The 12,418-nt window shown below is 64.0% G+C and carries 11 protein-coding genes; all 11 read right to left on the bottom strand.

The features are described 5' to 3' along the window. Positions 1-392: transposase (locus F1735_RS23035; protein WP_229505915.1), on the bottom strand; the 392-nt coding region annotated here is incomplete at its 3' end. Between the two features lie 137 nt (positions 393-529). Continuing rightward, complete coding sequence (gene trpA / locus F1735_RS23030) at positions 530-1,336, bottom strand: tryptophan synthase subunit alpha (protein ID WP_167239097.1); 807 nt, start codon at positions 1,334-1,336, stop codon at positions 530-532. A gap of 50 nt (positions 1,337-1,386) precedes the next feature. After that, positions 1,387-2,634, bottom strand: coding sequence for a tryptophan synthase subunit beta (gene trpB / locus F1735_RS23025; protein ID WP_167239096.1), 1,248 nt, complete (start codon positions 2,632-2,634; stop codon positions 1,387-1,389). A gap of 328 nt (positions 2,635-2,962) precedes the next feature. Next, positions 2,963-3,625, bottom strand: a complete 663-nt coding sequence (locus F1735_RS23020; RefSeq protein ID WP_167239095.1) for a phosphoribosylanthranilate isomerase — start codon at positions 3,623-3,625, stop codon at positions 2,963-2,965. 8 nt (positions 3,626-3,633) lie between these two features. After that, complete coding sequence (gene truA, locus F1735_RS23015; RefSeq protein WP_167239094.1) at positions 3,634-4,431, bottom strand: tRNA pseudouridine(38-40) synthase TruA; 798 nt, start codon at positions 4,429-4,431, stop codon at positions 3,634-3,636. A 39-nt stretch (positions 4,432-4,470) separates the two neighbouring features. Continuing rightward, positions 4,471-7,350 (bottom strand): FimV/HubP family polar landmark protein, encoded by a 2,880-nt coding sequence (locus F1735_RS23010; protein ID WP_229505914.1) that lies wholly within the window; start codon positions 7,348-7,350, stop codon positions 4,471-4,473. Positions 7,351-7,726: 376 nt separating this feature from the next. After that, positions 7,727-8,854, bottom strand: a complete 1,128-nt coding sequence (gene asd / locus F1735_RS23005) for an aspartate-semialdehyde dehydrogenase (RefSeq protein ID WP_167239092.1) — start codon at positions 8,852-8,854, stop codon at positions 7,727-7,729. Positions 8,855-8,898: 44 nt separating this feature from the next. Continuing rightward, positions 8,899-9,969, bottom strand: a complete 1,071-nt coding sequence (leuB, locus tag F1735_RS23000; RefSeq protein ID WP_167239091.1) for a 3-isopropylmalate dehydrogenase — start codon at positions 9,967-9,969, stop codon at positions 8,899-8,901. Between the two features lie 25 nt (positions 9,970-9,994). After that, positions 9,995-10,642, bottom strand: a complete 648-nt coding sequence (gene leuD / locus F1735_RS22995) for a 3-isopropylmalate dehydratase small subunit (RefSeq protein WP_167239090.1) — start codon at positions 10,640-10,642, stop codon at positions 9,995-9,997. Between the two features lie 67 nt (positions 10,643-10,709). Further along, a complete protein-coding gene (locus F1735_RS22990; RefSeq protein ID WP_166891746.1) occupies positions 10,710-10,832 on the bottom strand; it encodes an entericidin A/B family lipoprotein in 123 nt (40 codons plus the stop codon). Positions 10,833-10,855: 23 nt separating this feature from the next. Continuing rightward, positions 10,856-12,259 (bottom strand): 3-isopropylmalate dehydratase large subunit, encoded by a 1,404-nt coding sequence (leuC, locus tag F1735_RS22985; protein ID WP_167239089.1) that lies wholly within the window; start codon positions 12,257-12,259, stop codon positions 10,856-10,858. Positions 12,260-12,418 lie beyond the last annotated feature (159 nt).

The raw sequence follows: 12,418 nt of genomic DNA, 5'->3' as shown, positions 1-12,418 counted from the left end.
CGGTAGATGTCCTGGCGGCTGGCCGCATGTTCGAAGCGCGAGATGGTCGCGCCGGACGCCAGCGCGCCATCATCGTCGAACGGCAAGCGCGCGGCGCCAAGCTTGAACATCGGATCGTGGCGCAGGCTGTTCGAGTCGTTCCCGTCCTCGTAGCCGCAGCCGATTTGGTAGATACGTTGTGTCAAAATATCGTGATAAGAATGGTCGACATAGCTCTGATGACGGCGGTCAGGCAAGGCTGCGGCGAGGCGCTTGGTCAATCCAATCTGGAGGTCGACACCACGCAGCAAAACCGGACCGAGGTCGGACGACAAGCCGCCGCCGGCGAAATCGGCGCGAACGCTATGAGCGGGAATGGATGCAAAACGGAGCTGCTCTGGGGTAGAATTCATGTCGGGCAAGGTGTGTTCGTGCTGATAGGGTAGGTTTTTAGATAACTCCCATTCTATCAATCACTTACGGCATTCTTGCCCTTTTTTGTGCAAAATTCAGGCTAGCGGCACCGCCACCACGCACGCGTCGACCTGGATCAAGCTTCCCGGCGATCGAGCGCGCTACGAATTCCCGCCACGAAACGCTGCACCGCTTCCACCGCCTGGTCCTTCGGCGTGGCCTCGATCTCCTGGATAATCCGGCTGCCGATCACCACCGCGTCGGCCACCTGCGCCACCGCCCTGGCGGTCTCGCCATCGCGAATCCCGAAGCCCACGCCGATCGGCAGCTTGACGTGCTCGCGGATCGGCGCCAGGCGCCGTGCCACATCGGCCACGTCGATATTGCCGGCGCCGGTGACGCCCTTGAGCGACACATAATAGCTAAAACCGCTGCCGAACTTGGCCACCTGTGCGATGCGTTCCGGCGTCGACGTCGGCGCCAGCAGGAAGATCAGATCGAGGTCGGAAGCGCGCATCGCCGCGGCGAATTGTTCGCACTCCTCGGGCGGATAATCGACCACGATGGCGCCGTCCGCGCCGGCTTGCTTGGCCCTGGCGATAAACGCATCGGGCCCGATCCGCTCGATCGGATTGGCATACCCCATCAGCACCACCGGCGTGTCCCGGTTGGTCTTGCGGAACTCGCGCACGAAGCCGAACACGTCGCCGAGGCCGACGTTGAACTTGAGCGCGCGCTCGCAGGCGCGCTGGATCACCGGCCCTTCGGCCATCGGGTCGGAAAACGGCACCCCCAGTTCGAGGATGTCGGCGCCGCCGGCAACCAGGGCGTGCATCAGCGGCACGGTCATCTCGGGGCCTGGGTCGCCGGCCGTGATAAAGGTGACGAGCGCGGTTTTTTTGCTGGCCGCCAACGCGGCAAAAGTTGGTGCGATTCTGGACATGGCGATGCTTTCTTGTAGGGTGGTCGAAAAGGTCGGATGGCAGCAAAAACTCAGCTGAAATCGAGCCCCATCCGCTCCGCCACGGTGTGCATGTCCTTGTCGCCGCGGCCCGACAGGTTCACCAGGATCAGCTGGTCCTTGGGCAAGGTCGCCGCCAGCTTGGCCGCATACGCCAGCGCGTGCGCCGATTCGAGCGCCGGGATGATCCCTTCGATATGGCAGCAATCGTGGAAGGCCTGCAGCGCTTCGTCGTCGGTCACCGACACATACTGCGCGCGCCCCAGGTCCTTCAACCACGCGTGCTCCGGTCCCACGCCCGGATAATCGAGGCCGGCCGACACCGAGTGCGTCTCGATGATCTGGCCGTTTTCATCCTGCAGCAGGTAGGTGCGGTTGCCGTGCAAGACGCCCGGAATGCCGGCCGTGAGCGAGGCCGAATGCTTGCCCGAGTCGAGCCCCTCGCCGGCCGCTTCGACCCCGATCAACTTGACGTTCTGGTCGTCGATGTAAGGATAAAAAATCCCCATCGCGTTCGAGCCGCCGCCGATACAGGCCAGCACGTAGTCGGGCTGGCGTCCGGTCAGTTCCGGCATCTGCACCAGGCATTCCTCGCCGATCACCGACTGGAAGTCGCGCACCATCATCGGATACGGGTGCGGGCCGGCCACCGTGCCGATGATGTAGAAGGTGTTTTCGATGTTGGTGACCCAGTCGCGCATCGCTTCGTTGAGCGCATCCTTGAGCGTCTTCGAGCCCGATTCCACCGGCACCACGGTCGCGCCGAGGAGCTTCATGCGGTACACGTTCTGGGCCTGGCGCTTGACGTCTTCGCTGCCCATGTAGACCACGCATTCGAGGCCGAAACGGGCGCAGATGGTGGCCGTGGCCACGCCGTGCTGGCCGGCCCCGGTTTCGGCGATGATGCGCGGCTTGCCCATGCGCTTGGCCAGCAATGCCTGGCCGATGACGTTATTGATCTTGTGCGCGCCGGTGTGGTTCAGGTCTTCGCGCTTGAAGAAAATCTGCGCCCCGCCCTGCTGCTCGGACCAGCGCTTGGCGTGGTACACCGGCGAGGGACGGCCGACGAAGTGCTTGAGCTCATAGCGGAATTCGTCGAGAAATTCGGGATCGTGGCTGTATTTGGCGTAGGCTTCCTTGAGCTCGGCCAGCGCGTGGCTCAGCGTTTCGGCGACAAACGAGCCGCCGTAGGGGCCGAAGTGGCCGCGCGCGTCGGGCAGCTGGTAGTCGGTGGTCTGGAAAATCGGGGCGGCCGGAGCGCGCGCAGGTGCGTCTTTCATGGGTTACTCGCTTTCGATGGTGATATCGGCTGACAGAGCGCGGCGCAAAGGCGGCGCTCATGGCTGGTGAATCAGGGGGCGTGGACAAGCCCCGCGTCGGCGTGACAAGCCCCGCGTCAATCGCGTTTGGTACGCCCGAGCCACCACACAAAACGACCCGAGGCGCGCGTTCTTTTGGTATGAGAAACCATCGCAGCCTTTCATGCACCACCGTGGAGGTCACGCGCTTCGGGGCAAAAACCGGAGCAAGGTGAGCGCTGGTGCGGTATTGTTGAACGTATTCTAGCAAATCGGCGCCACGTGTGGTGGCGCCCGCGCATCAGGCGCTTCAGCCCTCGCGGTCGGCCATCCGCACGGCGGCCGCGAAGGCGTCGATCTTGGCGCCATCCTTGATGCCCTTGGCCTGCTCTACGCCGCTGCTGATATCGACCGCGTACGGACGCACCTGGCGCACCGCGCCGGCCACGGTGTCGACCGTCAGGCCGCCGCTCAAGACCACGCGCGGCGCCAGCCCGGGCGGTATCACGCCCCAGTCGAACACCTTGCCGGCGCCGCCGTAAGCCTCGACAAAGGTATCGAGCAGCAGGCCTGAAAACAAGGGGCTGGCGGCGCGGCACAGCGCCTCTTCGGCCAGCAGGTCGGCGCCGCTGGTCTCGGGACGCACGCGCAACACGCGCATGAACGGCTTGCCCACGGCGGCGGCAATGGCCGCGCACTGCTCCACCGTTTCGTCGCCATGAAACTGCAATTGCGCAAACGGCGCCACGGCGGCCACCGCCCTCACCTCGTCGACGCCGGCGTTGACGAACAGCGCCACCGTCGAGACAAACGGCGGCACGCTTGAGATCAGCGCGCCCGCCTGCGCCGCCGTCACATAGCGCGGGCTTTTTGCATAGAACACGAAACCGAGTGCGTCCGCGCCAGCGGCGACTGCCGACCGGACGTCTTCCGGGCGCGTGAGCCCGCAAATCTTGATGCGTGTGCGTTGCATGAGCGACCTCAGAACCAGGGCAGTGGACGGGCCGCCTCGTGCGGCAAGCCCCATTTGGGATCGTAATCGATCTTGGCCAGGTACAGGCCATCGGGCATGAAGGTGGGCGCGGCATCGTTGCGGTCGCGCCCTTCGAGGACATCCTTCATCCATGCCGGCGTGTGGCGCCCCTGGCCGACGTAGATCAGCGAGCCGATCAGGTTGCGCACCATGTGATGCAGGAAGGCGCTGGCGCGCAGGGTGAACACGATGACTTCACCATGCCGTTCGATGTGTACCGCGTGCATCTGCTTGACCGGCGACTTGGCCTGGCACTGCGAGGAACGGAAGGCGGAAAAATCGTGCGTGCCGACCAGGCATTGCGCGGCGGCGCGCATCAGGTCCACGTCGAGCGGGCGAAACACCCAGCCGGCGCGGCCCACCAGCAGCGGCGAGCGGATCGGATTGTTGTACAGGACGTAGTGATAAGTGCGCGCAAAGGCGGCGAAGCGGGCGTGGAATTGCTGCCCCGGATGCTCGGGCACTTCGGTGGCCCAGCGCACGGCAATCGCGTCGGGCAAAAAGGCGTTCACGCCGCGCACCCAGGACTGCATGCCGCGCGCGAGGTCGGTGTCGAAGTGGACCACCTGTTCGAGCGCATGCACGCCGGTATCGGTACGGCCGGCGCAGGTGGTACCGAGCTCGACGCGCGCGAATTTTTCGAGCGCGATTTCGAGCCGGTCCTGCACCGTGTTGCGGTCTGGCTGCTTCTGGTAGCCGTTGAAGGCGCTACCGTCGTACTGGACTCCCAGTGCTATTCGCTTCAATCTAAGTCCAGTAACAGCCGTGGTTCATCAAGACCGCGATCAAGCCAGCTTGATACGCATGTCGTTCGCCTTCGCCACCTGGGCGGCGCTGCCGCCTTTGATGACTTCGTCGAGCAGTTCGCGCGCACCTTCCTTGTCGCCGATTTCCTGATAGGCGATGGCCAGGTCAAGCTTGGTCTCCATCTCCATCTGGACCGGCGTCAGTTCGCCCGCTGGTGCATTGCCGGCGCTGCCGATATCGTCGAAGTCAGGCAGCGCGGTCGCGTCGGCCCTGGCGTTGGCCGGCAGGTCGAGGTCGAGCGAATGCATGTCGAAGTCCGGCGCCGCTTCGGCCTTGGCAGCCCTGTCGGCCGCGAAAGGGTCGCCGTTGGCCAGGCTTGGCGCAGCGCCAGGCGCGTCTTGCGGCAACTCGAAGTTCATGCCATCGAGGTCGAAATCATCGGCCGCCGGCTTGGACAGGCTGACCGTGCTGGCCGCCGGTGCGCTGGTCGACGGCGCATTGAAGTCCATGTTGAAGTCCATGTCCGGCGCTTCTTCCTTCACCAGGTCGACGCGGGACGGGGCTGCCGTCGGCGTGTCGAACGACAGGTGATGCTCGTCCAGCACTTCCGCCGCCGGCGTGGCCGCTGGCGTGGCATTGGTCACTGGCTCGAAGCTCAGGCCACCGAGGTCGAAGTCGAGCGTGTGCTCTTCTTCCGCCTTGGCCACTGGCGCTACGGCGTGTACTGGCGCCGGGGTCGCGCTGTCGTCCTTGCCCAGGTCGAGGTCGAGGTCCATCAGTGCGCTGTGCGGACCGTTGTCGATCGCCGAGGCGTCGAACTGGTCGGCCAGGACCACTGGCTGGCCCGCCTCGGCGGCCGGCGCGTTGCTGCCGGCGCTGGCGTACAGCGGATTCATGGCGTCGATCGACAGGCCCAGTGCGGCAGCTTGCGCCCACTCGTCGCCCTGGCCCTTGGTCATGCCATACAGCTCGCTGGCCTGGCTTTCGAATGCGCGCTGGTCCTTGCGGGCAGCGTAGATTTCGAGCAGTTTCAGACGGACCGGGTAGCGGTCGGGATGGGTGCGCAGCGCTTCCTTGAGGATCTCTTCAGCCTGGGCGTCGCGGCCGTAGGCGATGTAGACGTCGGCTTCGGCGACCGGATCGACTTCATTGGTGTCGAGCTGGCTGGCCGATGGGGCGAAGCTGGAGTTGAACACGCTGTTGTTGGTGTCGACGCTCTGGCCGCCGGTTTCGGCGAACAGGGAGTGCGCCTGGTCGGTCGGCGCGCCGAGGATCGACGGCTCCGACGGATTGCGTTGGACCTGCTTGCGCTCGCGCCATTTCGACAGGCCGAACAGGCCCGCGAGCAGGGCGACGATGGCGGCGCCGACGAGGACGATGTTCTCCATCAGCATATCGAAGAAGCTTGGATCGGCCGGCGGCGGCGCCGGCTTGACCACCGGCTTGGCGACCGGGGCGACCGGGGCGACTGCCGGCGGCGTGTCGGCCGCCACAGGCGGGGTCACCGCGGGCGTGCTGGCCACTGGCGCGCTGGCCACGGGCGGCGTGACCGCTGGCACCGGCACGGCTGGCGGCGTGACGACCGCTGGCGGGGTGACCGGCGGCTTGGTGCTGACCGCTTCGGTGATCGACGCTTTCGGCGCAACAGCCGGGGTGGCCGGCGTCGCCGGAACAGCCGGGGTGGTCGCGGCGGCGCCGTTCTTGCTCTTGACGGTCACGATCTTTTCGAGGTCGCCGACGTTCTTTTCAAGTTCCTTGACGCGCTTGGTCGCTTCGGCCATGGCGCGCTCTTTGGCGATCTTGTCTTCCGGCGTGAGCACGCCGGTTTTGCCGGCGGCGGCGTCGGCCGGGCCGGTCGGTTTCGTCAGTTTGAGCTGGTCTTGCGATGCGTTGGCGGCGGTCGGGCGCTCGGCCACCTTGGCGGTGATCTTGCCGGTCGCGCTCTGGGTCTTTTCAGGCTGCTTGTCGGCAGGGCCGCTGGCGACCTGGCCGGCCAGCTTGTTGCGGTAAGCGTTGAAGTCGGCGGCATGGGCCACCACGACGCCACGCGCTTCGCCGTCCGAACCCTTGATCGCAGCCGCTTCCGGCACCGACAGGATCTGGCCCGATTTCAGGCGGTTCATGTTATTGCCCGCAAACGCGTCCGGATTGGCGCGGTACAGCGCGACCAGCATCATGTCGAGCGAAATATCGGCCGGCTTGATCTGCGCTGCGATCTTGCCCAGCGTGTCGCCGCGCTTGACCTGGTATTCGCTGTCGCCCGCATTCTTGCCGGCGCCGCCGCCTGCACGGCGCGGCTCCTGCGATTTTGGCTCGGCCGGTGCGGCGTCGGCTTTCGCCTCCGCCTTGGCGTCCGCCTTGGCGTCGGCCTTGGCTTCCTTGGCGGCGGCTGCGGCAGCGGCGGCTGCGGCCCTGGCGGCAGCCTTGTCGGCCTTGGAATTCGGCTTGGCGCTATTGGCGCCATTCGCGCGGCCACCCTGCGAGAGCACGTCGACCGGCGCGGAGACTTGCGCGGTCTGGGTCGAGCGCATTTCGACAGGATCGAGCAGGAAGGTGTATTCGCGCACCAGGCGGCCCGACGAACCCCAGCTCAATTCGAGCAGCATGTCGACGAACGGTTCATTGACCGGCTGCGACGAGGTGACTTTGATGAACTGGCGCCCGCCACGCTGCTCGACGCTGAAACGCAGCGACAGCAGGGCGGGATTGAAATCGATATTGGCTTGACGGAAGGCTTCCGTCGGGGCCAGCTTGGCGACCAAACCGCTCGCTTCATCATTGGCAACCGAGGTCAGTTCGATCTCTGCGTTCAGGGGCTGGCCGAGCGCGGACAGGACAGTCAGTTTACCGAGACCCGCCGCGTATGCTGAGGAAGAAAGAAACACAGCACTGGCGACCGCGCCTGTGAGGGATTTCAACGCGAACGAAGTGAGCTTGGAGCGAGTGTTTAAATGCATAGTTGGCGGCATCTTGAGTTGACGGGGGAGAAGGCTGGTTTCCCGGAGGTCTCAACATATCATCATGCTCTAGAGCATGCAAGTTTTTGGAGCAACTATGTCGGGAAGCTGCTCACTAAATACGCAAATTCGCGCTTTCTGTAACAGCTCACTCAGAACCCCATTCATGCCGCTATATCAACTATCTTGCAAGAAATAACAACTGAATTATCAAGAACGATATGGAAAACCCCGGAAACGGTGGCCAAAAACGCATCGCTGCGCCGGCCACCGCTGCCGTTATGGTACACAGAATGCATGCACAACACGCAATTCTACACGTGTTTACTTATCCGAATTACTTATCGAGGATAATGCGCAGCATGCGGCGCAACGGTTCGGCCGCGCCCCACAGCAGCTGGTCGCCGACCGTAAACGCGGACAGGTACTCGCCGCCCATCGACATCTTGCGCAAGCGGCCGACCGGGATGCTCAAGCTGCCCGTGACCGCCGCCGGCGACAGGTCGCGCATCGACGCTTCGCGCGTGTTCGGCACCACCTTCACCCACTGGTTGTTGGCGGCGATGATGTCGTTGATTTCGTCGAGCGGCACATCTTTTTTCAGCTTGATGGTCAGCGCCTGCGAGTGGCAGCGCATCGCGCCCACGCGCACGCACAGGCCGTCAACCGGGATCTCCTTGCTGCCGAAGGCGTCGCCCAGGCCGAGGATCTTGTTGGTTTCGGCGCCGGCCTTCCACTCTTCTTTCGACTGGCCGTTGCCCAGGTCCTTGTCGATCCATGGAATCAGGTTGCCGGCCAGCGGCACGCCGAATTGGCGGGTGTCGTCAGCCGACATGCCATGCTGGGTGGCCAGCACGGTGCGGTCGATTTCGAGGATGGCGGCAGCCGGGTCGTCCAGCAGCGCCTTGACCGAGGCGTTGATGGTGCCGAACTGGGTCAGCAGCTCGCGCATGTGCTGCGCGCCGCCGCCGGATGCGGCCTGGTAGGTCATGGAACTCATCCAGTCGACCAGATTGTGCTGGAACAGGCCGCCCAATCCCATCAGCATGCACGACACCGTGCAATTGCCGCCGATATAGTTCTTTACGCCTTTTGTCATGGCGTTCTTGATCACATCGAGGTTGACCGGGTCGAGCACGATGACGGCGTCGTCGTTCATGCGCAGGGTCGAGGCGGCGTCGATCCAGTAGCCGTTCCAGCCGGCCGCACGCAGCTTCGGGAACACCTCGCTGGTGTAGTCGCCGCCCTGGCAGGAAATGATGATCTCGCATTTCGACAGCTCGGTAATGTCGGTTGCGTCTTTCAGGGTAGTCTCGTTCTTCGCCATCGCAGGCGCTTTGCCGCCCGCGTTCGACGTTGTGAAGAACACCGGTTCGATGTGGGCGAAATCGCCCTCGTCCCGCATGCGCTGCATCAGGACCGAACCAACCATACCGCGCCAACCTACCAAGCCAACTAATTTCATCTTCTTTCCTCAGTGCTTTCTACATGTAACGTTAATTGACCGCTTTAACCAAGCGCCTTGACCACTGCATTGCCCATTTCCTCGGTACCGACCCTGGTGGTACCGGCTTCAAAAATATCCGCCGTGCGCAAGCCTTGCGCCAGCACCTTCTTGACCGCGTTCTCGATGCGGTCGGCCTGCTCCACCTTGTTCAGTGAAAAGCGCAGCATCATCGCGGCCGACAGGATCGTCGCCAGCGGATTGGCGATGCCCTTGCCGGCGATGTCGGGCGCGGAGCCGTGCGAGGGCTCGTACAGGCCCTTGCTGGCCGCGTCGAGCGAGGCCGATGGCAGCATGCCGATCGAACCGGTGAGCATGGCCGCGCAGTCGGACAAGATATCGCCGAACATATTCCCGGTGACCATGACGTCGAATTTTTTCGGCGCGCGCACCAGCTGCATGGCGGCGTTATCGACATACATGTGATCGAGTTCGATGTCCGGATACTCCTTGTGCACGTCGGTGACGATGTCGCGCCAGAACTGGAACGTTTCGAGCACGTTGGCCTTGTCCACGCTGGTGACGCGCTTGCTGCGCTTTTGCGCTGCCTGGAAAGCCACGTGGGCGATGCGGCGGATTTCCGTCTCCGCGTAGCGCATCGTGTCGAAGCCTTCGCGCTCGCCCTTGAACGGGCCGTCCGGGCATTCGCGCACGCCGCGCGGCTTGCCGAAATAGATGTCGCCGGTCAGTTCGCGGATGATCAGGATGTCCAGGCCCGACACCACTTCGGGCTTGAGCGTGGAGGCACCGGCCAGTTCGGGATACAGGATCGCCGGGCGCAGGTTGGCGAACAGCGCCAGCTCGCGGCGCAAGCCGAGGATGGCCTGCTCCGGGCGCAGCGCGCGCTCCAGGGTGTCGTATTTGAAGTCGCCGACGGCGCCGAACAGCACCGCGTCGGCACTCTTGGCCAGCGCCAGCGTGGCCGGCGGCAGCGGGTGGCCGTGGGCCGCGTAGCCGGCGCCGCCGACGTCGGCGCTCTCCATCTCGAACTGTTCGCCAAGGACGTTCAATACCTTGACCGCTTGCGCCATGATTTCGGGGCCGATGCCGTCGCCGGGCAGGATTGCAATCTTCATGTGCTCTCTTTTTCTTCTATTGTATTCAGATGACGTTGGCCAGCCAGGGCTGGGCCGCCAGGTGGCGCTCTTCGAAGGCGCGGATCTCGTCGGCGTGACGCAAGGTCAGGCCGATGTCGTCCAGGCCATTTAACAGGCAGTACTTGCGGAACGGGTCGATCTGGAATTCGTAGCTCAGCGCGCCGCCCGCGGTGGAGATGCGCTGCTGCTCCAGGTCCACCACCAGGCGGAAACCCGGGAAGGCCTTGACTTCATTGAACAGGTGCTCGACCTGCGCTTCGCTCAGGACGATCGGCAGCAGGCCGCTCTTGTAGCAATTATTGAAGAAGATATCGGCGAAACTGGGCGCGATGACGGCCCGGAAACCGTACTGGTCGAGCGCCCACGGCGCGTGTTCGCGCGAGGAGCCGCAGCCGAAGTTTTTGCGGGTCAGCAGGATCGAAGCACCCTGGTAGCGCGGCTCGTTGAGGACGAAGTCGGGATTGAGCGGACGCACGCTGTTGTCCTTGCCCGGCTCGCCGTGATCGAGATAGCGCCATTCGTCGAACAGGTTGGGACCGAAGCCGGTGCGCAGGATCGACTTGAGGAACTGCTTGGGAATGATCGCGTCCGTGTCGACGTTGGCGCGGTCGAGCGGGGCCACCAGGCCTTCGTATATCGTAAATTTATCCATGGTCTCTAGCAGTGTGGGCGCAGCCCGCGCCGGGGCGCGGGCTGCGCGGCGGTTTGCGGACCGCCTGTTATTTTTTGCCGGCGCCGTCTATCTTCTGGCCGACTTTTTGAATGTCCTTGCCAAAGCCCGAGACGGTGTTGCAACCGGCAAGCAGCAGGGCGATGGCGAACAGGGCAAACAGCTTTTTCATTGCAAACTCACAGGCGATGGATGTTAGCGCAGTGTACGCACGTCGACGAAATGGCCGGTGATGCCGGCCGCCGCCGCCATGGCGGGCGATACCAGGTGGGTACGCCCGCCCTGCCCCTGGCGACCTTCGAAATTGCGGTTCGAGGTCGAGGCGCAGCGCTCGCCCGGCTCGAGCCGGTCGGCATTCATGGCAAGGCACATCGAGCATCCCGGCTCGCGCCATTCGAAGCCCGCGTCCTTGAAAATCTTGTCCAGCCCTTCACGCTCGGCCTGGTCTTTCACCAGTCCCGAACCGGGCACCACCAGCGCCAGGCGCACGTTCGAGGCGCGCTGCTTGCCGCGCACCACGGCGGCGGCGGCGCGCAAGTCTTCGATGCGCGAATTGGTGCATGAACCGATGAACACCTTGTCGATGCGGATGTCGGCGATCGGGGTGTTCGGCTTGAGGTTCATGTAGACCAGCGCCTTTTCCATGGCGTCGCGCCGCACGGCGTCTTTTTCGAGCTCGGGATCGGGCACGCGGCCGTCGATCGAGGTGACCATTTCGGGCGAGGTGCCCCAGGTGACCTGCGGGGTGATCGCGGCGGCGTCGAGCAGCACCACCATGTCGAACTGGGCGCCCTGGTCGGTGTGCAGGGTGCGCCAGTAGTCGAGCGCGCGGTCCCAGTGCGGGCCGGCGGGCGCGTACGGGCGGCCCTTGACGTAGTCGATGGTGGTGTCGTCGACGCCGATCATGCCGGCGCGCGCGCCCGCTTCGATCGCCATGTTACAGACCGTCATGCGCCCTTCCATCGACAGCGCGCGGATCGCGGAGCCGCCGAATTCGATGGCGTAGCCGGTGCCGCCGGCGGTGCCGATCTTGCCGATCACGGCCAGCACGATGTCCTTGGCGGTCACGCCCGCCGGCAGAAGGCCATCAACCTGCACCAGCATCGATTTCGATTTTTTGGCCAGCAAGGTTTGCGTGGCCAGCACGTGTTCGACTTCGGAGGTGCCGATGCCGTGCGCCAGGCACCCGAAGGCGCCGTGGGTGGACGTGTGCGAGTCGCCGCACACCACCGTCATGCCGGGCAGGGTCGCGCCCTGCTCCGGGCCGATCACGTGGACGATGCCCTGGCGCTTGTCGTTCATGTTGAAGTACGTCAGGCCGTAACTCTTCGAATTGGCGTCGAGCGTTTCGACCTGCAGGCGCGAGGTGGGGTCAAGGATGCCGTGCTTGCGGTCGGTGGTCGGCACGTTGTGGTCGGCCACCGCCAGGTTGGCCGAATTGCGCCATAGCTTGCGCTTGGCGGCGCGCAAGCCGTCGAAGGCTTGCGGGCTGGTCACTTCATGCAGCAGGTGGCGGTCGATGTACAACACCGTCGTTCCGTCGTCGTCGGAGCGCACGATGTGCGACTCCCAGAGTTTGTCGTAGAGCGTTTTTATCATGATGGTGGGTAGTGGGCGACTGCATGAATCAAGTACCGCATTTGATTATGCCATATTTGTGCATCGCAGTAAGTCTCGCGCCATGTTGATACTTTTGCAGCTTTCGATACACCTTTACTGAAGTTTATTCACCGAACGTATCGCATTAACGAACGAACC

Origin of the sequence: Massilia genomosp. 1 (assembly GCF_011682185.1) — a bacterium.
Lineage (GTDB): Bacteria > Pseudomonadota > Gammaproteobacteria > Burkholderiales > Burkholderiaceae_D > Telluria_A > Telluria_A rubra.
Note: the sequence above shows the minus strand (reverse complement) of the source record. Positions and strands in the feature narration are given on the sequence as shown.

Coding starts and splice junctions, on each gene's coding strand:
- trpA (WP_167239097.1), bottom strand. CDS start 1,336: ATGTCCAGAATCGCACCAACTTTTGCCGCGTTGGCGGCCAGCAAAAAA.
- trpB (WP_167239096.1), bottom strand. CDS start 2,634: ATGAAAGACGCACCTGCGCGCGCTCCGGCCGCCCCGATTTTCCAGACC.
- F1735_RS23020 (WP_167239095.1), bottom strand. CDS start 3,625: ATGCAACGCACACGCATCAAGATTTGCGGGCTCACGCGCCCGGAAGAC.
- asd (WP_167239092.1), bottom strand. CDS start 8,854: ATGAAATTAGTTGGCTTGGTAGGTTGGCGCGGTATGGTTGGTTCGGTC.
- leuB (WP_167239091.1), bottom strand. CDS start 9,969: ATGAAGATTGCAATCCTGCCCGGCGACGGCATCGGCCCCGAAATCATG.
- leuD (WP_167239090.1), bottom strand. CDS start 10,642: ATGGATAAATTTACGATATACGAAGGCCTGGTGGCCCCGCTCGACCGC.
- F1735_RS22990 (WP_166891746.1), bottom strand. CDS start 10,832: ATGAAAAAGCTGTTTGCCCTGTTCGCCATCGCCCTGCTGCTTGCCGGT.
- leuC (WP_167239089.1), bottom strand. CDS start 12,259: ATGATAAAAACGCTCTACGACAAACTCTGGGAGTCGCACATCGTGCGC.